We start from the raw sequence: 21,770 nt of genomic DNA, 5'->3' as shown, positions 1-21,770 counted from the left end.
GGTGAGCATGCACCACCGGCGGTGCCCCGGGATGATCGTCCCGGGGCACCGCGCCGTACCGGCACCGCGCCCGGTGCGGCACCACGTTCCCAGCACGAGAAGGACCGAGACATGACCGAGCACCCGTCCGAGCAGCCCTCGCCCGCCCCCGACCCGCGGGGCGACCTCACGGCCGGCAGCGCTCGCTGGCGACGCGCCCAGCTGGCCGACCTGCTGCGCTTCGGCGAGGCGTCGCTGCGCGCGGACGGGGCCGCGCAGTGGCTCGACGACGACGGGCGCCCCGACCTGTCCCAGCCGGTGCACACGTGGATCACGTCGCGCATGGCGCACGTCTACGCGTTCGCGTCGCTGCTCGGGGTGGCGGGGGCGGGGGAGCGGGCAGACGCCGCGCTGCACGGTCTGCGCGCGGTGCTCGTGGACGCGGAGAACGGTGGCTGGGTGTCCTCTCGCGGCCCGGCGCGGCGCCCGGGCGATCTCGAGGTGGGCGAGGGCGTGCCGGTCGACGGGACGAAGAGCGCGTACGCGCACGCGTTCGTGGTGCTCGCCGCGGCGTCGGGGACGATCGCGGGCCGCGAGGGCGCGCGCGAGCTGCTCGACGCGGCGCTCGCCGTCCTGGACGAGCGCTTCTGGGAGCCCGGCCCGCGCATGCACGCGGACGAGTGGTCGCGCGACTGGACGACGCTCGACGAGTACCGCGGGGTCAACGCCAACATGCACGCGGTCGAGGCGCTGCTCGCGGCCCACGACGCGACGGGCGACGCCGAGTGGCTCGGCCGCGCCGCGTCGATCGCCGACCGCGTGATCGGCTGGGCGCGCGAGAACGAGTGGCGCATCCCCGAGCACTTCGACGCGGACTGGAACCCGTTGCCCGACTACAACGCCGACCGCCCGCGCGACCCGTTCAAGCCGTACGGGTCGACGCCGGGGCACGGGCTCGAGTGGGCGCGTCTGCTCCTCCAGGTCGACATCGCGTCGGGCACGCCCGGCGCGCGCACCGAGGCCGCGGTCGCGCTGTTCGACCGCGCCGTCGCCGACGGCTGGGACGGCGAGCACGGTGGCGGGTTCGTGTACACCGTCGACTGGTCCGGCGTGCCCGTCGAGCCGCGCCGCTACCACTGGGTCGCGGCCGAGGCCGTGGCCGCGGCCGACGTGCTCGGCCGGGTCACGGGGGAGTCCCGCTTCGCCGAGGCCGCCGCGGGCTGGTGGGCATGGATCGACCGGTTCCTCGTCGACCCCGAGCGCGGCTCGTGGCACCACGAGCTCGACACGGCCAACCGGCCCGACGGCGTCACGTGGGTCGGCAAGCCCGACGTCTACCACGCCGCGCAGGCGGTGATCCTCCCGGACCTGCCCCTGACGGGCTCGCTTGCCGCGTCGGCCAAGGCGGCGGGCAGCATCCTGGGCTGACGCCCACCCAGACCGCCGAGCCCGGGGTCGTTCCCCACGTCACCGTCGCCGTGAGGAGCGACCCCGGGCTCGGCGCTTGATACCCCCACAAGAGTTAGTATTCTTGGTGGGGGTTTGATCTGAGGGGGTCTCATGACGGGTTTCGTCGGACGTGCGACGGAGCTGCGCGAGCTCGCGCACCAGCTGGACGTCGTCCGGGAGGGCGGGCGGGCGGACGCCGGCGTCGCCGTGCTGCTTCGAGGCCGACGCCGCGTCGGCAAGTCGCGCCTTGTGACAGAGCTCATCGAGCGGGAGGGCGTCCCGTCCGTGTACTTCCAGGCGGCGCGACACGCTCCTCCGGGGGACGAGCTCGCGGCGTTCGCCGAGGCTGTCGCGCGGTCGGACCTACCCGGTGCCGCCGTCGCGGAGGAGAACAGGCCCACCTCCCTCACCGCTGCCCTCCGGTTGCTGGCCGCTGCGCTGCCTGCCGAGACCCCGGCCATCGTCGTCGTGGACGAGCTGCCCTGGCTGCTCGAGGGCATCCAGGGTGGCGCCGGGGAGCTGCAGCGCGTCTGGGACCGGGAGCTCTCGCGACGCCCCGTGCTCCTGCTCCTTCTCGGGAGCGACCTCGCGATGATGGAGGCGCTCGGGAGGCCGGACCAGCCGTTCCACGGGCGAGCGACGGAGATGCTGCTGCGTGCTCTCTCCCCTCGGGACGTCGCCCGGATGACGGGACTGACGGGAGCGGAGGCGTTCGACGCGTTCCTCGTCACGGGAGGGCAGCCGCTCGTCGCGCAGGAGTGGCAGCCGGAGGAGCCGCCCGTCGCCTTCGTGCGCCGTGCGTACGAGCGGCCGACCAGTGCGCTCGTCGTCTCCGGGACGAGGGTCCTCGACGGCGAGCTGCCGACCACGTCGCACGCCCGGCTGGTGCTGACGGCGATCGGCGGCAAGGGCGAACGGACCCACTCGCGGATCCTCCAGGCTCTCGACGGATCGATCTCCCCGACCACGCTCGACCGGTCGCTCGGGCTGCTGGCGGAGAAGCGCGTGATCGCCGCGGACGAGCCGTTCTCCACACGGGCCGCGTCGAAGGACCGGCGCTGGCGGGTGTCCGACCCGGCGCTGCGGTTCTGGCTCGCGATGGTCGAGCCCGCGCTCCCGGACATCGACCGCGGTCGACCCGACCTGGCTGTCGCCCGGTTCGAGGGGGCGTTCTCGTCCTGGCGCGGTCGCGCGATCGAACCCGTGGTGCGGGAGGCTCTCGCGCGGCTGCTGCCTGACGAGACCTGGCCCGGTGCCCGAGAGGTCGGAGGGTGGTGGCCGCGGAACAACACCCCCGAGATCGACCTCGTCGCGGCGGACGCACGCCCCGCGCGTGCCATCGCGTTCGTCGGGAGCATCAAGTGGCACGCCCGCACGCCGTTCACGTCGCGGGACGTCGCCGCGCTCGCGATCGACGCCGTCCACGTGCCGGGAGTCGGCGCCGCGACCCCGCTCGTCGCGGTCTGCCCGGCCGGTGCCGACGACGACCCGCGCCTGTCCCGGGTGTGGACGGCCGACGACCTGCTCGCCGCCTGGCCATGACGACGAGAGCCCCGCACCGGACCGGTGCGGGGCTCTCGAGCGCTGAGCGGGTGACGGGAATCGAACCCGCGCTATCAGCTTGGGAAGCTGAAGTTCTACCATTGAACTACACCCGCGCGGCGCTGGTGGCGTCCGCCCCGGGCCCTCTGGGAGGATCCTCGGCGAACCAGCGCGCGCCCCGATCATAGCGGACGTCGCCGGTGATGCCAGAACCCGACCGCACGACGACCGATCCGCGCCCGTGTGCGGCGCGCGCCGAGGAGCAGCCTTGTCCGAGAACCCGTACCAGCAGCAGCCCGACCCCGCGCAGGGGACCCCGGCCCCGGGCGACCCGGCCTACGGGGGCGGGGCGACGCCGTCGGGCACGGCGCCGGGCCACGACCAGCAGCCCGGCTACGGCGACGCGTACGGCAAGCCGCAGCAGGGCTACGGGGACGCCCCGGGCCAGCAGCCGTACGGGACGCCCGGCGCGCAGGCGTACGGGCAGCCGGGGCAGCCCTACGGCGCCGACCCGCAGCAGGGCTACCCCCAGGGCTACCCGCAGCAGGGCTACGGCCAGCAGCCGGGGTACGCGCAGCCCGGCCCGTACGGGCAGCCGGGCTTCGACCCCGCGTACGACCCCCAGGCCAAGTCCCGCCTCGCCGCGGGCCTGCTCGGCATCCTCGTCGGGAGCCTGGGCATCCACCGGTTCTACCTGGGCTACACGGGCATCGGCCTGACGATGCTGCTCGTGTCGGTGCTGTCGTTCGGTTTCGCCGCGCCGGTCATCGCGATCTGGGGCCTCGTCGAGGGCATCCTCTACCTGACCTCGAAGACGGGCTACTACTCGGTCGACTCGACCGGCCGCCCGCTGCGCGCCTGACGCCTCGCCGAACCCGGGGATGCCGGTCACCTCGACGTCGAGAGGACCCGCATCACCGGGTTCGGCACCGTGGGGTGACCGCCGATCCAGGGTTCGGCACCCGGTCCGTGCACGTCCCGGCGTCGGCTAGCGTGGGGCCGTGCTGCTCTCCGACCGCGACATCCGGGCCGAGCTCGACGCCGGGCGCGTCCAGCTCGAGCCGTACGACCCGGCGATGCTCCAGCCGTCGAGCATCGACGTGCGCCTCGACCGGTTCTTCCGGCTGTTCGACAACCACAAGTACCCGTTCATCGACCCGTCGCAGGACCAGCCGGACCTCACGCGCCTGGTCGAGGTCGACCCGGCGGAGCCGTTCGTGCTGCACCCGGGGGAGTTCGTGCTCGGGTCGACGTTCGAGGCGGTGACGCTGCCCGACGACGTCGCGGCGCGCCTCGAGGGCAAGTCGAGCCTCGGCCGGCTCGGCCTCCTCACGCACTCCACGGCCGGCTTCATCGACCCGGGGTTCTCCGGGCACGTGACGCTCGAGCTGAGCAACGTCGCGACGCTGCCGATCACGCTGTGGCCGGGCATGAAGATCGGGCAGCTCTGCTTCTTCCGCCTGTCGTCGCCCGCCGAGAACCCGTACGGGTCGAGCGTCTACGGCTCCCGCTACCAGGGCCAGCGCGGCCCGACGGCCTCCCGCTCGTGGCAGAGCTTCCACCGCACAGACGTCTGAGCGCGGCACGCCGCGTCGGACGCCGTTCGACCCCGCAGGACCCGAGGACCGGAGGACCGCACCGCATGAGCCCGCTCCCGCCGCTGCCGCACCCCGACGGGCCCGGCGCCGCGCAGTCGTACCAGGCGCGGCACCTGCTCGGGCTCCCGGCCGACGTCGTGGTCGACGAGGTCGAGACGCTCGCGCTGTCGCGGTTCGCGGGCGCGCGCTGGGACGTCGCGCCGGAGGGCACGGAACCGCTCGTGCCGCCGGCCCGCACCGCGGCCCCGGGGGCGCCGGGCGTGCTGCGCACGTCGCGCCACACGACGGTCACGGGCCCGTTCGCGGGCCCCGGCTCCGGACTGCCGCCGGGCACGACGCTCGTGTTCGACGTCGTGTGCCCGCGCGAGCGCGGCGACGTCCCGTACCCCGGTGGCGGGGACCGCGACGGGATCGGCCGCGCGTTCCCCGGCGGTCTGCCGGTGCGGGAGGAGGAGCGGGTCGTGGCGTTCCTCGTCGCAGCCGCGCGACGGCTCGGCGGGTCGGTGCGGACCGACGTCGGGAACCCGGCGGCCCCGGGCGTCGTCCTCACGCCCGACCCGGGCGTCGCGATCGACATGACGCTGTACTCGGACGTCTGGCTGGACCCCAACGCCGCGCTCGCGCTCGTCGCACGGCTCAACCCCCGCACGCGGCTCGCGACCGAGGGGAAGTCGTACGAGGGCCCCCCGAAGGGCATCGCCGACCTGCCGCTGTACCCGGGCGAGAAGATGGACCCCGCGCTCCGGCGCGCGATCCACGCGGCGGCGGACGACGTCGACATCAAGGCGCTGACGACGGGTGCCGTCCTCGACGGCTACGGCCTGATCGTCGACCTCGGCATGGACGGGCTCGTCGCCGTCGAGGTGGGAGGCGAGGAGGCGCTGCCGCTGCTGCTGCGCGGCCTGCCGTGGACGGCGGACGGCGCCGTGAGCTACCGCGTGCGCTGGGAGCCGCGCGACCTCGTCGAGTCCCAGCAGGAGCAGCCGTCGCTCGACCACCAGGTCGCGCGCAAGCGGGCGGCGGAGGTCGTCGCGCAGGTCACGCGGACGCTGCACGACGCCGTCGGGGGCGAGATCGCGGACGAGGCGGAGTTCCTCGTGGACCCCGAGGATCTCTGACGGGAGACTGAGGAATCGGTCACGGTCCGGGCTGCGGGGCCCGCGCAGGGCTGACGAGTCGGTAAAATGGTTCGCGGCACGGCATCGCCGTCGCCGTGAACTGTCGTGCCCTGCGACTCCCTTCCGCGGGTGCGACGATGACAAGTCCAGCAAGACCCCGGATCTGCCTGCCCACCCCGCCCCCGACCCGGACGGAGCGGCCCGTGCTCTACGTGCTCGTTGCCCATCTCGTGATGGCACTGGGCGCGCCCGCACTCGTCTCGCTCCTCGGTCGCCGGGCGTTCCTCGTCATGGCGCTCGCGCCGGCGTCGGCCGCGGTCTACGCGCTCGCTTGGACCGACCGCGTGATGTCGGGGCAGCACCCGACGCAGGTCGTCGAGTGGGTCCCCGGCCTGGGGCTCGAGCTCGCGTTCCGCATGGACACGCTGTCGTGGCTCATGCTGCTGCTCGTCGGCGGCGTCGGCGCGCTCGTGCTCGTCTACTGCTCGGCCTACTTCTCGCCCACCGCGCAGGGCCTGCGCCGGTTCGGCGGTGTGCTCACGGCCTTCGCCGGGGCCATGGTCGGGCTCGTCACCGCGGACGACATGCTGCTCCTGTTCGTCTTCTGGGAGCTCACGACCGTCTTCTCCTACCTGCTCATCGGCCACTACGCGGACCGCAAGGCGAGCCGTCGCGCCGCGATGCAGGCGATCGTCGTGACGACGGCGGGCGGCCTCGCGATGCTCGTGGGCGTCGTGATCCTCGGCGTCCAGGGCGGGACCTTCCGGATGTCGGAGATCATCGCGGACCCGCCCACGGGCGGCGCGGTGACGGCGGCGATCGTGTGCCTGCTGGTGGGCGCGGCGAGCAAGTCCGCGCTCATCCCGCTGCACTTCTGGCTGCCCGCGGCGATGGCTGCGCCGACCCCGGTCAGCGCCTACCTGCACGCCGCCGCCATGGTCAAGGCCGGCGTCTACCTCGTCGCGCGGTTCGCGCCCGCGTACTCCGACACGACCGTGTGGCGGTCGATGGTCATCGCGCTCGGCGCGGGCACGCTGCTCGTCGGCGGCTACCGCGCGCTGCGCCAGTACGACCTCAAGCTCGTGCTCGCGTTCGGCACGGTGAGCCAGCTCGGCCTCATCATCCTGCTCGTGGGGCTCGGCACGCGCGGCGCGGCGCTCGCCGGGCTCGCGATGATCGGCGCGCACGCGATGTTCAAGGCGTCGCTGTTCCTCGTCGTGGGCGTGGTCGACGCCGCGACCGGCACGCGCGACCTGCGCCGCCTCACCGGGGTGGGCAAGGCCCTGCCGTGGACGGCGGTGGCAGGCGGGCTCGCGACGGCGTCGATGATCGGGCTGCCGCCGTTCGCGGGGTACGTCGCGAAGGAGGCGGCCCTCGAGTCGCTCCTGCACGGCGAGGGGCCCGTCTGGGTCGACACGGTGGTCCTGTGGGCGGTCGTCGTCGGGTCGATGTTCACCGTCGCGTACGGGATCCGGTTCTGGTGGGGCGCGTTCGCGTCCAAGCCGCACCTCGGAACGTCCCCGTCCCGTGCGAACGAGCACGTGGGCCTGCGTCCGAGCCCCGCGCGCGGCCCCGCCGTCGCGGCGGAGGAGCCGCCGATCGACCCCGCGCGCATCCATCGCCAGCCGTTCCTGCTCGTGAGCCCGGCCGTCGTGCTCGCGGTCCTCGGCCTCGCGACCGCGCTCGTGCCCCACTTCGGCGAGGATCTCCTCGCGCCCTACGCGGACACCTACCCCGTGGGCGAGCCCGGGCACCTCGTCCTGTGGGCGGGCTTCACCCCCGCGCTCGCGCTCACCGTCCTCGTCCTCGCGGTCGGCGTCGTGCTGTTCTGGCAGCGAGCGCGCGTCGAGCGCTTCCAGGCGTCGCTGTGGACCGGCCCCGAGGCCGACGTCACGTACCGCAAGATCATGCGCAAGCTCGACGACCTCGCGGCGGACGTCACCGCCGTCACCCAGCGCGGTTCGCTGCCCTTCTACCTGGGCGCGATCCTCGTGGTCCTCGTGCTGGGCCCGGGGATCGTCATGGTCGTGCAGACGGCGTGGCCCGAGCAGCTCAAGGCCTGGGACCGCCCCGCGCAGCTCGTCGCGGTCGCCGCGATCTGCGTCGCGTCGGTGCTCGCCGCCCGCTCGCGTCGGCGGCTCAAGGCCGTGATCCTCGTCGGCATCGCGGGGTACGGGAACGCCGTCCTCTTCCTCCTGCACGGTGCGCCCGACCTCGCGCTCACGCAGGTCCTCGTCGAGACGATCACGCTCGTCGTCATGGTGCTCGTGCTGCGCCGTCTGCCCGCGTACTTCTCCAACCGGCCGCTCGCCGCGAGCCGGTGGGTGCGCCTGGGCATCGGGCTGGCCGTCGCCGTCGTCATGATGGGCTTCGCGGTCGTGGCGCCGCTCGCGCGGGTCGCGACGCCGATCTCCGTCGACTTCCCGGCCGAGGCGTACGAGTTCGGGCACGGCAAGAACATCGTCAACGTGACGCTCGTCGACATCCGCGCCTGGGACACGATGGGCGAGATCTCCGTCCTGCTGGCGGCGGCGACCGGCGTCGCGTCGCTGGTGTTCCTGCGCACGCGCAGCGGCGAGATCCTGCGCGCGTCGGGAGCGAAGCCCGCCACGACGTCGTCCGGCTCGGGCGTGTGGAGCGAGGGCGGCGCGGACCCGGGTGCCGCGCTCCGCCGTCGCGGGGTCACCGAGAAGGACCAGCCGCGCATGCTCGTGTGGCTCAGCGCGGGCCGCACGCTGGCGCCCCAGAGACGTTCGGTGATCTTCGAGGTCGTCACGCGCGTGCTGTTCCACGCGATGATCGTGTTCGCGCTCTTCCTGCTGTTCTCCGGCCACAACGCGCCGGGCGGCGGCTTCGCGGCCGGGCTCGTGGTCGGCATCGCGCTCATCGTGCGCTACCTCGCGGGCGGACGGTACGAGCTCGGGGAGGCGGCGCCGGTCCACCCGGGCCTGCTGCTCGGCACGGGCCTGTTCCTGTCCGCGGGCGTGGGGCTCGGCGCGTTCCTGCTCACCGGCAACGTCCTCGGCAGCGACGCGTACGACATCGCGCTGCCGCTGGTGGGGGAGATCCACCTCGTCACGTCGCTGTTCTTCGACGTCGGCGTGTTCCTCGTCGTCGTGGGCCTCGTCCTCGACATCCTGCGCACCCTGGGCGCGGAGATCGACCGGCACGCCGAGCGCGCCGCCGCCGGGCGCGAGCCCGGCGAGGACACCGGGCCGTTCGAGGCCATGGAGCCCGACTCGATCGGCGGTGGCCGGCGGTGAACGTCATCGACATGACCCCGAGCGTCGTCCTCGTGCTGGCGATCGGCGTGCTCTTCGCGGCGGGCGTCTACCTGCTGCTGGAGCGCAGCCTGACGCGCGTCCTGCTCGGCTTCATCCTCATGGGCAACGGCGCGAACCTGCTGTTCCTCGTCGCGGGCGGGCGCGCCGGGGGAGCGCCCCTCATCGGCACGACGCCCGAGGACGAGATGAGCGACCCGCTCGTCCAGGCGATGGTGCTCACCGCGATCGTCATCACGCTCGGCATCACGGCGTTCGTGCTCGCGATGGCCTACCGGTCGTGGCAGCTCCACGGTCACGACGAGGTCCAGGACGACCTCGAGGACCGCCGCGTCGCGCGGCACGCCGCGCGCAACGCCCCCGCGTTCGAGGACGCGGACACGGAGGAGAGCGGCGCGAGCCTGGACGACGAGGCCGCCGAGGTCCGCGACGAGACCGACGGCGACGGCGACGGGATCACCGACGGGCAGGAACCGCCGTCGTCCCCGGTGGCGCCGGGCAACGACGGCTCCCGGCCCGACCGGCCGGACGACCCACGACCTGACGACCGCAGCGACGACGGGAAGGAGCCGCGATGAGCCTCACCGCCGCGGCGCTCGTGCCGCTGCCCGTCGTCCTCCCGCTCGTCGCAGCCGGCGCCGCGCTCGCGCTGTGGCGCCACCCGCGCGCGCAGCGGCTCATCACGGTCGCCGCCCTCGCGCTCGTCCTCGCGGCATCGGTGGGGCTGCTCGTCGCCGCCGACTCCGGTCCGATCGTCGTCGACGTCGGCGGCTGGGCCGCCCCGGTCGGGATCGACCTCGTCGCGGACCGGCTCTCCTCGCTCATGCTCGTGGTCTCGAGCTTCGTCATGCTGTGCGTCCTGCTCTACTCGCTCGCGCAGGGCGTGGCGGACGGCGACGAGGAGGCGCCGGTCGCCATCTACCACCCGACCTTCATGGTGCTCGCCGCGGGCGTGTTCAACGCGTTCCTCTCGGGCGACCTGTTCAACCTCTACGTCGGGTTCGAGATCTTCCTCGCCGCGAGCTACGTGCTCCTCACGCTCGGCGGCACGGGCGAGCGCATCCGGGCGGGTTCGATCTACGTCGTCGTCGCGCTGCTGTCGTCGATCGTGTTCCTCGTCGCGATCGCCCTGACGTACGCGGCGACGGGCACGGTGAACCTCGCGCAGCTCTCCGAGCGCTACGCCGAGATCGACCCGGGCACGGCGCTCGCCATCCAGCTCCTGCTGCTGCTCGCGTTCGGCATCAAGGCGGCCATCTTCCCGCTGTCCGCGTGGCTGCCCGACTCCTACCCGACGGCGCCCGCGCCCGTCACGGCGGTGTTCGCCGGCCTGCTCACCAAGGTGGGCGTCTACGCGATCATCCGTACGCAGACGCTGCTGTTCCCCGAGGACAGCGTGGTCGACGACGTGCTCATGTGGCTCGCGCTGCTCACGATGGTCGTCGGGATCCTCGGCGCCGTCGCGCAGAACGACATCAAGCGACTCCTGTCGTTCACGCTCGTGAGCCACATCGGCTACATGATCTTCGGCATCGCGCTCGCGTCCGAGCCGGGCATGGCCGCCGCGATCTTCTACGTCGTGCACCACATCACCGTCCAGACGACGCTGTTCCTGGTCGTCGGGCTCGTGGAACGCCGCGGCGGGTCGACGTCGCTCGACCGGCTCGGCGGCCTCGCCAAGCTCGCGCCGGGGCTCGCGATCCTGTTCTTCATCCCCGCGATGAACCTCGCCGGGATCCCGCCGCTGTCGGGCTTCCTCGGCAAGGTCGGCCTGCTGGAGGAGGGCGTGGCGCAGGGCACGCCGCTCGCGTGGGCGCTCGTCGTCGGGTCCGTCGTGACGTCGCTCCTCACGCTCTACGCGATCGTCAAGGCGTGGAACAAGGCGTTCTGGCAGACGGCGCCCGTCGAGATCCCCGCGGACGCGCGCCTCCCGCGCGGCATGGTCGGGCCCGCGACGGCGCTCGTCGCGTTCGGCCTCGCGCTCACCGTGGTGGCCGGCCCGCTCTACTCGTACACCGAGCGTGCGGCCGCGACGCTGCTCGACGGCCACACGTACGTCGACGCCGTCTTCCCGGGTGACTCGGACCGCGGGCAGGGCGAGTCGAACGAGGTCGCGACGGGCGAGACGGACGGCACGGAGCCCGCCACGACCGGGGGTGAGGACGGATGAGCCTGCACCGCCGCCGTCGCGCGCTCGCCTCCGGCTGGTTCGCGCGTGTCACCACGCAGTGGCGCACGATCCTGTGGCTGACCCTCGTCTGGGTCATGCTCTGGGGCGACCTGTCGTGGGGCAACGTCCTCGCAGGCGTGATCCTCGGCTTCGCCGTCATCACGTTCTTCCCGCTCCCGTCGATCGCGGCGCGCGGGAAGTTCCGGCCGTGGCCGTTCACCGTGCTCGTCGCGCGCTTCGTCTCCGACCTCGTCGTCGCGTCGTTCCAGGTGAGCCTGCTCGCGCTCACGCCGCGGCACACGCCGCGCGGGGCGGTCGTCGGCGTGCGGCTGCGCAACCCGTCGGACATCTACCTGACCATCACGGCCGAGCTCTCCTCGCTCGTGCCGGGGTCGATCGTCGTCGAGGCGCACCGCCTCACGGGGATGCTCTACCTGCACGTGCTCGACGTCGAGGCCGCGGGCGGCGTGGAGAAGGTCCGCGCGGACACGCTCGCGCTGGAGGCGCGCGTGCTGCACGCGCTCGCGTCCAACGACGAGCTGCGTGCCGCGGGCCTGTACCGCGACCCGGCGACGCGAGAGGTGGCCGAGGCATGAGCGACACCGTCTACCTCGTCGTCGTGATCGCGAGCGCCGCGCTGCTCGCCGTCGGCGCGAGCCTCGCGATCGTCCGCGCCGAGCGTGGTCCGTCGATGCTCGACCGCACCATCGCGCTCGACGTCTTCACGACCACGCTCGTCGGCGCGATCGCGCTCGAGGCGGCGTTCTCGCGGCGCACGGACACCATCCCGATCCTCGTCGTGCTGTCGCTCGTCGGGTTCGTGGGCTCGGTGACGATCGCGCGCTTCGCGTCGGTCGAGCCCGAGGACGAGGGCCGCATCCGCACGGCCGACGAGGTCGCGGCGGAGGACGCCGCCCGCCGCGAGGCCGAGGAGGCCGACCGCGATGCCGCCGTCGACCCCGAGCACCACGGCGGCGCGCCCGAGGGGGAGGTGCGGTGATGGACCCGACGACCGCGTTCTGGGACACCGTGGCCGACGTCGTCTCGGCCGTCTTCCTGCTGTGCGGCGCGTTCCTCGCGTTCGCCGCGGGCGTCGGCGTCGTGCGCTTCCCCGACCTGCTCGCGCGCATGCACGCCGCGACGAAGCCGCAGGTCCTGGGGCTCATCCTCGTGCTCGCGGGGCTGAGCCTCCGGCTGCGCTCGTGGGGCGCCGTCGCGACGCTCTTCCTCGTCGTGATCTTCCAGCTCCTCACGTCGCCCGTCGCCGCGCACATGGTCGGCCGCGCCGGGTACCGGACCGGCAAGGTGCGCACCGACCTGCTCGTCGTCGACGAGCTCACCCGCGACCAGGACGCGGCCGAGCGCGAGGACGTCGGTGAGCACGAGAGTGCTGGCAGTGCCGATCAGCCGGTGCCGCGCGAGGGTGCCGAGCCCGCAGTCCCGGGCGACGTGGACCTCGCCGACACCGCCGACACGGCCGCCGGCGACATCGGGCCCTCGGGGAGCGAGGCCTCGGAGCGCTGACGCGCCGCCGCCCATCCCGCGCCGGCGCGGAGCGCTCCCGGGGCTGGAGGCCTGCGCTCCGCGCGCGGGCCGTGAGCACGGCTGGTAGACCGGCAGCATGGCCGACGCCCCCACGCCCGCCCCGCCGCAGCCGGAGTCGCGCAACCCCCGGGTCGCCCGGCCGGAGGGCGGCGGCGAGAGCACCGTCACCGTGATCGTCGCGTTCCTCGCCAACGCGCTCATCGCCGGGGCGAAGACCGTCGCCGCGACGATCACCGGATCCGCGTCCATGCTCGCGGAGGCGGTGCACTCGTGGGCGGACACCGGCAACGAGATCTTCCTGCTTGTCGCCGACAAGCGTTCGCGGCGCCCCGCCGACGCCCAGCACCCGCTCGGGTTCGGCCGCGAGGCGTACGTGTGGTCGATGTTCGCCGCGATCGGGCTGTTCGCCGTCGGTGCGGGGGTGTCGATCACGCACGGCATCCAGGAGCTCGTGCACCCCGAGCCGGCGGACAGCTACGGCGTCGCCTACGCCGTGCTGGGGCTCGCGTTCGTCCTGGAGGGCGTGTCGTTCCTCCGCGCCCGCCGCCAGGCGCGCGACGAGGCGCGGGCGGCGGACCGGGACACGCTGCACCACGTCCTCGTGACCTCCGACCCCACGCTGCGCGCCGTGTACGCGGAGGACGCCGCAGCGCTCGTCGGCCTCGTCGTCGCGTTCGGCGGGGTGCTCGCGCACCAGCTCACCGGCTCTCCCGTCCCGGACGCGATCGGGTCGATCGTCGTCGGCCTCGTGCTCGCCGTCGTGTCCGTCGTGCTCATCGACCGCAACCGTCGGTTCCTCGTGGGCGAGGCCGCGATGCCCGCGACGCGCGCCGCCGTCCTGGAGGGCATCCGGGACCTGCCCGAGGTCGAGCGCGTGACCTACCTGCGCCTGGAGTACGTGGGCCCGCGCGCGCTGTACCTCGTGGCGAGCGTGGACCTGCGCGGCGACGAGTCGGAGACGTCGGTCGCGCGCCGCCTCGACGACCTCGAGCGCCGCGTGACGTCCGTGCCGCTCATCGCGGGCGCGGTGTTCACCGTCTCGGCGCCCGAGGAGCCGTCGATCGCCTGACCCCACCGTGCCGAACCCCGGGTTCGGCAGCAGCGGGACAGCGGGCAGAACGGACGAAGCGGTACACATCTGCGGGCGGGGTGGGTAGGGTCGACCGATGGCCCCGCAGCGCACGCCCCGGCACCGGGCCGGAGCGCCCGAGGAGGTGCCCCGGTCGCGACCGGCACCCGAGACGTCGCGGCCCGCGCGCACGTCGTCCGCGGTCCCGGCGCCCGGGGCCGCACGACGGCGGGGCGGCCCGTTCGCGCGGCACCTGCGGTCCGGTCCGCGGGTCGCCGTGACGTCGGGGGTCGCCGCGGCGCTGCTGCTCGGCCCACCGCTGGGGGTCACGGTCGCGACGGCGACCGGCGAGCTCCGGCCGGAGCACGTGGGCCCGCTCGGCCCGGTGGTCGCGGCGCTGCCGTGGCAGGGGACCGAGCCCGAGTCCTGGCTCGACGGCCGGGACCCGCGCGACGACCGCTCGTCGCGGACGCTCGCCGACGGCCGCTCGGCGGACGACCTGGAGCATTCCTCGGACACCTCGGCGGAGCCGACCGCGCCCAGCACGCCGGACGTCCCGCCGGACGGCGCGGAGCAGGCTGAGCAGGGTGGGGCCGAGGACGGGGTCCGGCCGGCCACGGCGTCCCCGGAGCCGACGCAGCCGGGTCCGGGCGACGCCTCGGCCGACCCGGCGCCGTCGGACGAGGCCACGGGCCCCGCGCCGAGCGTGCCGCCCGCCTCGGCGTCCGCCGCGGCGGTCCCGGCCGGGCCGGGGGCGATCTCGGCGGAGGGCGCGGCCGTCGTCGAGCGGACCAACGCGGAGCGCGCCGCGGTGGGCTGCGGCCCGCTCGTCGTCGACGAGCGCCTCACGGCCGCGGCGCAGCTCCACAGCGAGGACATGCTCGCCCAGGGCTACTTCGACCACACGAGCCTCGACGGGCGCTCGCCGTGGGACAGGGCGAAGGCCCAGGGCTACGCGAACCCGGGTGCGGAGAACATCGCGAAGGGTCAGGCGACGGCCGAGGACGTGGTGCGCGCGTGGATGGACTCGCCCGGGCACCGGGCGAACATCCTCGACTGCGACCTGCGTGAGATCGGCGTCGGGCACGCCGACCGGGTGTGGACCCAGCTCTTCGGCTGGGGCTGAGCCCGCCGGGCGGCCGATCCGCCCGGCTCAGAGGAGCGACGGCGCCCCGGCCGCGCGGGCCTCGCGGTCGAGCAGGCTGCGCTTGACCTCGAGGCCGTAACGGAACCCGCCGAGGCTGCCGTCCGTGCGCAGCACGCGGTGGCACGGCACGAACAGCGCGGCCGCGTTCATCGCGCACGCGCCCGCGGCGGCGCGGACGGCGGCGGGCCGTCCCGACAGCTCGGCGTACCGGGTGTAGGTCACCGGGTCGCCCGGCTCGACCGTGCGCAGCACGTCCCACGCGTGCACGCGGTAGGGCCCGGAGACCTGCCGCACGGGCACGGCGTCGATCGCGTGCACGTCGCCCGCGTAGTACGCCCGGACCGCGGCGACGGCGGGCACGACGGCGGGGTCGTCGTCGGGCACGGTCGTCACGTCCGCCGGGCGCACGTCGGGGTGGACGAGCGCGACCAGCGACGCCGGCTCGGCCGTCCAGCCGGAAGCGAGGACCGTACCGTCGAGCTCGGCGACGACCGTGAACGGCCCGTCGGGCGTGGTGACGGTCGTCGTGACGGCCGTGGCGGTGGTGGTCGGGGGCGTGGGAGCGGTGGTCACGAGGCCTCCTTGGTCGGGGTGGTCGAGGGTCGGGGAACCGCGGCGCGCCACAGGTGCATCGCGGCGTACGAGCGCCACGGCGCCCAGCGCTCCGCGTGCGCGGCGAGCGCGCGCCGGTCGTCGGGCAGGCCGAGCGCCGCGGCGCCCGCGCGGAGGGCGAGGTCGCCGTCGAGCAGGACGTCCGGGTCGTGCAGGACGCGCATCGCGACGTACCCGGACGTCCAGGGGCCGACGCCGGGCATCGCCTCGAGCGCCGTGCGCTGTGCTGCGGGGTCGTCGGCGGAGGACAGCGCGAGCGACCCCTCGGCGAGGGCCCGGGCGACCCCGAGGATCGCGGCCGTGCGGCGCGCGGGGCCGCGCACGTGGTCGGCTCCGCCCTCGGCGAGCTGCGCGGGCGTCGGGAAGAGGCAGGTCGGCCCGAACCGCGACGCGAACGGCGTGCCGAGCGCGACGGCGAGCCGCGACAGGTGCGTGCGCGCCGCCGCGACGGAGATCTGCTGCCCCGCGAGCGCGCGGACGAGGATCTCCGTCGCGTCCACCGCGCCCGGGACGCGGATGCCGGGGACGGCGCGCACCGACGCGGCGAGCGCCGGGTCGGCCGCGAGGGCCGCGTCCACGGCCGTGGGGTCGGCGTCGAGGTCGAACAGGCGGCGGACCCGGGCGATCGCCGCGGGCAGGTCGGCCACGGACGTGAGCTCGAGCTCGACGTGGAACCGCGCCGCGCCGCGGGCGCGCCCCGGCGGCGGGCCGTACGTCGCGCGGAACGCGCCCGGGCCGTGCGGCAGCGCGAGCGTGCGCGCGTACGACAGGACCGGACCGGAGAGGTCCGCGACCTCGACGCCGTCGACGGCGCGCGCCGCGAGGAACGTGAACACGCCGCGCGCGTCGAAGGGCTCGCGCAGGGGGAGCGCGAGGTCGAGCACGGCGGTGGTGCCGCCGTCGTCCCGGACGGCACCCGGGTCGTCGGGGACGCGGACCGGCCCACCTGCCCCCTCGCCGCCGCGGGGAGGGGCCGGGCGGTCGCGTCGTGCCCGACGACGCAGCTCGCCCGGCGTCGTGTCGAAGACCTCGGTGATCGTGTCGTTGAACTGCCGGACGCTGCCGAAGCCCGCGGCGAACGCGACGTCGGCGAGGCGGAGGTCGGTGCCCGTGAGCAGGGCGCGCGCGGTCTGGGCGCGCAGCGCGCGGGCGAGCGCGACCGGGCCGGCGCCCAGCTCCGCGACGAGCACGCGGTGCACGTGCCGGGCCGAGTACCCGAGGTGGGCGGCGAGGCCGTCGACGCCCTCGCGGTCCACGACGCCGTCGGCGACGAGCCGCATCGCCCGGGCGGAGAGGTCGTGCCCGAGGTCCCAGCTGGGCGCGCCGGGCACGGCCTCGGGGAGGCAGCGCTTGCACGCGCGGTAGCCGGCCTCGTGCGCCGCCGCGGACGTGAGGAAGAACGTGACGTTCTCGGGCTTGGGCGTCCGCGCGGGGCACGACGGCCGGCAGTAGATGCCCGTGCTGCTCACGGCGGTGATGAACTGCCCGTCGAACCGCCGGTCGCGCGAGGCGATGGCGCGGTAGCGCTCCGCAAAGACGGGGTCCGCCGCCGCGCGAGGAGTCGCGAGGGTCGTGGTCATGCCTCGATCCTCACTCGCCGGGCGGCGCCTTGGCTAGCGGGATTCGGACATGACGGTGGGGCTGTCGTCGGGCAGGGCGCGTCGCAGCAGGGGCTTGTTGACCCGCTCGGTGAAGAAGTCGATGAGCGGGCCGGCGAAGAACGCCGTCATCACCGTCCCGACGCCCACCGGGCCGCCCAGCGCGATCGCGAGCCCGACGAACGCGAGGTCCTGGACCACCCGGACGACGCGGTACCGCGCGTGCGTACGGTCGACGACGATCGGGGCGATCGCGTCGTACGGCGCCGTCCCGACGCCCGCCGTCATGTACGCGGACGCGCCCGCGGTGAACAGGACGATCCCCACGACGAAGAGCGCGGTCTGCAGGAGGTGGCTCGGCGGGTCCGGCACGAGCGGGGCGAGGAGCGCGGAGAACCACTGGACGAAGAACCCCGTCATGACCATGTTGATGATCGTGCCGACCCCGATGTACCGGCGCCCCCACACCACGACGGGGACGAGGAGCACGGCGTTGATCGCGAGCTGGTAGACGCCGAGGTCGACGCCGAGCAGCGTGCTCGCGCCGATGTTCGCGGCGGTGAACGGGTCCACGCCGACGTGCGCCGACAGCAGCACCGCGGAGCCGAGCCCGAGGACCGCGACCCCGAGGAGCGCCCACACGGCGCGCAGGACGACGTGGGAGGGGCGGGACCGCGGCGCGCTCGTCACACGCCGACGCTAGGGGAGCGGATGGGCGGACGCGACCGGGCCGTCAGACCCGGACGTCGAGCCAGGCGAGGACCTCTCGCAGGTAGGTCGACCGGGCGGGCTCGGGGGAGAGGGCGAGGTCGTGCGCGCCGCCCTCGACCGCGACGATCGTGACGTCGTCGCCCAGCCGCTCGGCGCGCGTCGTGATCTGCCCGACGTCGAGCACGCTGTCGGTCGTGAGCAGCGCGTCGTGCCAGCCCGACGCGGGGCCGCTGCGCGCGGACGCCAGCACCAGGACGGGGCAGTCGACGTGCAGCCCGCGCGCGAGGCGCGCGTGCCCGCGCCGCACCGCGCGCAGGAACCCCGCCCGGACGGGGAAGCCCTCGATCGGCTTCCAGGCGAGGTCGAAGTCCCACTCGCCGCCCGTGCTCGCGTGCAGGGCCTCCGCCCAGTGCGGGTCGAGTCCGCCCACCACGAGCCGTGGCGCGACCCGCCCGACGACGTCGATCACCTGCGTCACCGGCCCGCGGAACACCCACGGCTTGTTGAGGTCGAACCACGGGCTGTTGAGCACGAGCGCCGCGAGCAGGCCGGGCCGCGCGTCGGCCCACAGGCTCGCGACGAGGCCGCCCGTCGAGTGGCCCAGCACGACGAGCCGCTCGTGCCCCTCCGCGCGGATCGCGCGCGCCGCGGCGTCGAGGTCGTGGGCGTAGACGGCGAGGTCGGTGACGAAGTTCGGGTCGTCGTCAGGCCGCGACGGCGCGCCCGAGCCGCGCCCGATCGAGCGCCCGTAGCCGCGCAGGTCGAGCGCGTAGAACCGGTACCCGCGCGCCTCGACCGCCTCGGCGACGTGGGTCTGGAAGAAGTAGTCGATGAACCCGTGCACGTACAGCACCGCGGGCCGGTCGCCCGAGGGTGCCGCGGCGTCGCGCCGTACCAGGGTCGCGACCGCGCCGTCCGGCAGGTCGAGGTCGCGTGCCACCCAGTCCTCGCCCAGCACGTCCGTGCGCCACACCGGCGTCTGCGTCCCGGCCATCCGCGTCTCCTGTCCTCGCCCCACCACGTGTCAGCAGATTCTCGCGCCTCGGCGCGACCGCTCGGCGACAACGCGCGGGTGCGGGGTAGCGTGACGCGGATGACGAGCGAGATCATCGCCCGCGTCGACGACGGCGTCGGGCACCTCACCCTGGACCGGCCCCGCGCGCTCAACGCGCTGGGCTACACCATGCTCGGCGAGATCGCCGACGTGCTGGAGGAGTGGCGGGTCGACCCGACCGTACGCGTCGTGCTGCTCGACGGCGCGGGCGACCGTGGCCTGTGCGCCGGGGGCGACGTCCGCGAGCTGCACGCGTCGATCGTGGCCGGGCGCCAGGCCGACGCGCGCCGGTACTTCCGGCGCGAGTACGCGGTCGACGCGGCGCTCGCGGAGCTGCCCGTGCCCGTCGTGACGATCATGGACGGCATCACCATGGGCGGCGGCGTCGGCCTCGCCGCGCACGCGCCGGTCCGCGTCGTCACCGAGCGGTCGCGCGTCGCCATGCCGGAGACGCGGATCGGCTTCACGCCCGACGTCGGCGGCTCCTGGCTCCTGGCGCGCGCGCCCGGGCGGCTCGGGGAGCTGCTCGCGCTCGGTGCCGTCACGATGGACGCCGCCGACGCGATCTTCGTCGGGTTCGCCGACCACTACGTGCCGAGCGAGAGGCTGCCGGTGCTCGCCGCCGACCTCTCCGCGCTGGCGACCGCGGGCGTCGACCCGCTCGACGTCGAGGACGTGCGGGAGGTCGTGCGCCGCCACGCCCTGCCCGCACCCGTCTCGCGCCTCGTCGCCCGGCAGGCGGCGGCCGACGCCGCGTACGCGGCGGACGACGTACCCGACATCGTGGCGCGGCTGCGCGCCGCCGCCCGCGACGGGGACGAGCAGGCGGGCGCCGAGGCCGACGAGCTCGAGCGGCTCTCGCCCACCGCGGTCACCGTGGCGCTCGCCGCCGTCCGCAGCGCGCGCCACCTCCCGGGCCTGCGCGCCGCGCTGGAGCAGGAGTACGGGCTCGTCTCGTGGTTCGTCGACACGCAGCCCGACCTCGTCGAGGGCGTCCGCGCGCAGGTGGTCGACAAGGACCGCACCCCGTCGTGGCGGCCGGCCACGCTCGCCGAGGTCGATACGGGCCTCGGCGCGGAGGCGCTCGCGTACGCGCCGGCGGAGGCGCTGTGGGACGACGCCCTGAGCCCGCTCCTGGCGCGCCGCGCGGTCGAGGCCGTCGTCCACCGGTTCGGCGAGGACGAGCCGACGCCGGACGATCTGGCGCAGGCGCGCGACGACCTCGTGGTCGAGCTCGTCGAGCGGCACGACGACGGCGGCACGGTCGTGCACCTCTCGGACTCGTGCGGGGAGCACTTCCTCGACGGGCACTGGCCCGCGGTGCGGTTCGACGCCGTGGGCGAGGTCGTCGAGGTCACCGTCGAGTCCTGAGACGGCCACGCCGTACGAGCCGACGACGCACGACGGCCCGCCCCGGGCTCCCGGGGCGGGCCGTCGATGTGTGGTGCTGCGAGTCACCCGACTCGCACGGCGCGAGTGCCGCACGAGGCGTCGCTCACGTCACTCGGGCGGGGGGCGCAGCCGCGTCGCGTCGTCGATCTCGTCGTCGGGCCCGCCCGGTGCCGCCGGGGGAGCGTCCGGTCCCTGGCCCGGCTGCGGCGGGAGCGGCTGGGTCGGGGCCGGCTGCTGGTACGGCGGCAGCGGCTGGGTCGCGCCCGGGGGCACGGGCGGCTGCGCGGGGAGCGGCGTCGTCGGCGACGACTGCGGGTGCGGGGCGCCGGGAGGGGCGTACGGGGCCGCGCCGGGGTAGCCGCCCTGCGGGTGCGGCGGGGCCGGCGGCTGCGCGCCGTACTGGCCCGGGGCGGGGGGCTGTGCCCCGTAGCCCTGCGGCGCGCCCGGCTGCCCGGGGTAGGCACCCGGCTGCTGACCGGGGTACGCGCCCGGCTGCTGGCCGGGGTAGCCACCCTGCTGGCCCGGGTAGGCACCGGGCTGGCCCGGCTGCTGGCCGGGGTAGGCGCCCGGCTGCTGCCCCGGGTAGCCGCCCTGCTGGCCGGGGTACTGGCCCTGGGGCTGGCCGGGGTACTGCCCGGGCTGACCCGGGTAGCCGCCCTGCTGGAAGCCGGTCGCCTGGCCGTCCTGCGCGCCCGGCTTGGAGCGGAGCACGAGCCAGAGCACGAGGCCGATGATGCCGAGCAGCACGACGCCGCCGATCACGAACCAGAGCCAGGCCAGGGAGCCGGAGTCCGAGGCGTCGCCCGCGCTGTCGCCGCCGTCGGGCGCGGTGGCGCCGTCGGAGTCGTCGGTGGCCTCGTCCGAGCCCTCGTCGCCCGACCCTGCCGCGCCGCCCGCGACGGCCGAGCCGCGCGCCGTCATCTCGTTGACCTCGCCGACGACCGGCGTCCAGGTCACCGTGTTGCCGTCGACCTCGCCGTTGGACTCTGCGACCTCGCCGGGGAACGTGATGGAGACCTTGATGTCGAGGCTGTCCATCATCTGCTGCGTCAGCTCGTCGCTCGTCGCGTCACCCGTGTCGGGGTTGAACTCCTCGCCGGTCATGTCCATCGACCCGCTCACGACGTACTCGTCACCCTCGCGCGTGACCGAGATCGAGTCGGCCCCCGCGGACGAGAGCTGCGAGATGGGCTGGTCGGCATAGGTGATCTTGGTGCCCGTGTACCCGTCCTGGGCGTACGGCTCCTGGGTGGCGCCCTCCGGGAGCTCGGACTCCATCTCGGAGCCCATCTGGTCCCACAGCTCCTGCGGGTCCGACCCCATGGACGTGGCGAGCTCGTCGCTGAACGCCATGACGACGCTGCCGTCGAACGTGTCGTCCTCGTTGAGGGTGAGGGCCATGTCCATCCTCATGCACCCCGCGAGGAACAGTGCGAGGGTGGCGAAGAGGGCGCCGAGGCCGAGTCGTCTGCGCAAGGGTGAGGAGTTCACCAGCCCAGCATGTC

Annotated in this window: 19 protein-coding genes and 1 tRNA gene; 14 read left to right on the top strand and 6 right to left on the bottom strand. The window is 74.8% G+C overall.

The window, feature by feature from the left end; all coding sequences use genetic code 11:
• Positions 1-111 precede the first annotated feature (111 nt).
• Both AC6CH9_RS02440 and AC6CH9_RS02435 read left to right on the top strand, forming a co-directional pair.
• Positions 112-1,407, top strand: a complete 1,296-nt coding sequence (locus AC6CH9_RS02440; RefSeq protein WP_498153485.1) for an AGE family epimerase/isomerase — start codon at positions 112-114, stop codon at positions 1,405-1,407.
• A 132-nt stretch (positions 1,408-1,539) separates the two neighbouring features.
• Entirely contained in the window at positions 1,540-2,970 is a 1,431-nt protein-coding gene (locus AC6CH9_RS02435; RefSeq protein WP_498153484.1) for an ATP-binding protein, read from the top strand.
• Between the two features lie 45 nt (positions 2,971-3,015).
• Here AC6CH9_RS02435 and AC6CH9_RS02430 read toward each other — a convergent pair.
• Positions 3,016-3,086: transfer RNA gene (locus AC6CH9_RS02430), tRNA-Gly, on the bottom strand.
• 152 nt (positions 3,087-3,238) lie between these two features.
• On the opposite strand from AC6CH9_RS02430, the gene AC6CH9_RS02425 reads away from it, so the two are divergent.
• The 11 genes from AC6CH9_RS02425 (at position 3,239) to AC6CH9_RS02375 (ending at position 14,877) form a co-directional block, all read left to right on the top strand.
• Positions 3,239-3,832, top strand: a complete 594-nt coding sequence (locus tag AC6CH9_RS02425) for a TM2 domain-containing protein (protein WP_498153483.1) — start codon at positions 3,239-3,241, stop codon at positions 3,830-3,832.
• 139 nt (positions 3,833-3,971) lie between these two features.
• On the top strand, positions 3,972-4,547 hold the full coding sequence (gene dcd / locus AC6CH9_RS02420) for a dCTP deaminase (protein WP_378218997.1): 576 nt from the start codon (positions 3,972-3,974) through the stop codon (positions 4,545-4,547).
• A 65-nt stretch (positions 4,548-4,612) separates the two neighbouring features.
• On the top strand, positions 4,613-5,686 hold the full coding sequence (locus tag AC6CH9_RS02415) for a hypothetical protein (RefSeq protein ID WP_498153482.1): 1,074 nt from the start codon (positions 4,613-4,615) through the stop codon (positions 5,684-5,686).
• Positions 5,687-5,889: 203 nt separating this feature from the next.
• On the top strand, positions 5,890-8,949 hold the full coding sequence (locus AC6CH9_RS02410; RefSeq protein ID WP_498153481.1) for a Na+/H+ antiporter subunit A: 3,060 nt from the start codon (positions 5,890-5,892) through the stop codon (positions 8,947-8,949).
• An 11-nt stretch (positions 8,950-8,960) separates the two neighbouring features.
• Positions 8,961-9,545: a Na(+)/H(+) antiporter subunit C gene (locus AC6CH9_RS02405; protein ID WP_498153704.1), complete on the top strand. Its 585-nt coding sequence runs from the start codon at positions 8,961-8,963 to the stop codon at positions 9,543-9,545.
• Positions 9,542-11,137: a Na+/H+ antiporter subunit D gene (locus AC6CH9_RS02400; protein WP_498153480.1), complete on the top strand. Its 1,596-nt coding sequence runs from the start codon at positions 9,542-9,544 to the stop codon at positions 11,135-11,137. Before AC6CH9_RS02405 ends, AC6CH9_RS02400 begins: the two co-directional genes overlap by 4 nt.
• The gene (locus tag AC6CH9_RS02395; protein WP_498153479.1) at positions 11,134-11,733 is read left to right on the top strand and encodes a Na+/H+ antiporter subunit E; all 600 of its coding nucleotides are present in this window, start codon (positions 11,134-11,136) and stop codon (positions 11,731-11,733) included. Before AC6CH9_RS02400 ends, AC6CH9_RS02395 begins: the two co-directional genes overlap by 4 nt.
• Complete coding sequence (locus AC6CH9_RS02390) at positions 11,730-12,137, top strand: MrpF/PhaF family protein (protein WP_498153478.1); 408 nt, start codon at positions 11,730-11,732, stop codon at positions 12,135-12,137. The genes AC6CH9_RS02395 and AC6CH9_RS02390 overlap by 4 nt, the downstream gene beginning before the upstream one ends.
• Complete coding sequence (gene mnhG / locus AC6CH9_RS02385; RefSeq protein ID WP_498153477.1) at positions 12,137-12,661, top strand: monovalent cation/H(+) antiporter subunit G; 525 nt, start codon at positions 12,137-12,139, stop codon at positions 12,659-12,661. The genes AC6CH9_RS02390 and mnhG overlap by 1 nt, the downstream gene beginning before the upstream one ends.
• Positions 12,662-12,758: 97 nt before the next feature.
• On the top strand, positions 12,759-13,751 hold the full coding sequence (locus AC6CH9_RS02380; RefSeq protein WP_498153476.1) for a cation diffusion facilitator family transporter: 993 nt from the start codon (positions 12,759-12,761) through the stop codon (positions 13,749-13,751).
• 97 nt (positions 13,752-13,848) lie between these two features.
• Positions 13,849-14,877: a CAP domain-containing protein gene (locus tag AC6CH9_RS02375; RefSeq protein ID WP_498153475.1), complete on the top strand. Its 1,029-nt coding sequence runs from the start codon at positions 13,849-13,851 to the stop codon at positions 14,875-14,877.
• Between the two features lie 27 nt (positions 14,878-14,904).
• Here AC6CH9_RS02375 and AC6CH9_RS02370 read toward each other — a convergent pair whose 3' ends face one another.
• Genes AC6CH9_RS02370 through AC6CH9_RS02355 form a run of 4 tightly spaced genes read right to left on the bottom strand, consistent with a single transcriptional unit; the run spans position 14,905 to position 18,813 of the window.
• Entirely contained in the window at positions 14,905-15,471 is a 567-nt protein-coding gene (locus AC6CH9_RS02370) for a methylated-DNA--[protein]-cysteine S-methyltransferase (protein ID WP_498153474.1), read from the bottom strand.
• Positions 15,468-17,090, bottom strand: a complete 1,623-nt coding sequence (locus tag AC6CH9_RS02365; protein WP_498153473.1) for a DNA-3-methyladenine glycosylase 2 family protein — start codon at positions 17,088-17,090, stop codon at positions 15,468-15,470. Before AC6CH9_RS02365 ends, AC6CH9_RS02370 begins: the two co-directional genes overlap by 4 nt.
• A gap of 33 nt (positions 17,091-17,123) precedes the next feature.
• Positions 17,124-17,798, bottom strand: coding sequence for a YczE/YyaS/YitT family protein (locus AC6CH9_RS02360; protein WP_498153472.1), 675 nt, complete (start codon positions 17,796-17,798; stop codon positions 17,124-17,126).
• 43 nt (positions 17,799-17,841) lie between these two features.
• Complete coding sequence (locus tag AC6CH9_RS02355) at positions 17,842-18,813, bottom strand: alpha/beta hydrolase (protein ID WP_498153471.1); 972 nt, start codon at positions 18,811-18,813, stop codon at positions 17,842-17,844.
• Positions 18,814-18,912: 99 nt separating this feature from the next.
• Between AC6CH9_RS02355 and AC6CH9_RS02350 the strand changes: the two genes are divergently transcribed.
• Positions 18,913-20,244, top strand: coding sequence for an enoyl-CoA hydratase/isomerase family protein (locus AC6CH9_RS02350; RefSeq protein WP_498153470.1), 1,332 nt, complete (start codon positions 18,913-18,915; stop codon positions 20,242-20,244).
• Between the two features lie 129 nt (positions 20,245-20,373).
• On the opposite strand, the gene AC6CH9_RS02345 is transcribed toward AC6CH9_RS02350, so the two are convergent.
• Entirely contained in the window at positions 20,374-21,756 is a 1,383-nt protein-coding gene (locus AC6CH9_RS02345; RefSeq protein ID WP_498153469.1) for an LppM family (lipo)protein, read from the bottom strand.
• Positions 21,757-21,770: the final 14 nt, after the last annotated feature.

The organism is Cellulosimicrobium sp. GQ32, assembly GCF_059758455.1.
This window is presented reverse-complemented; position numbering and strand designations above follow the sequence as displayed.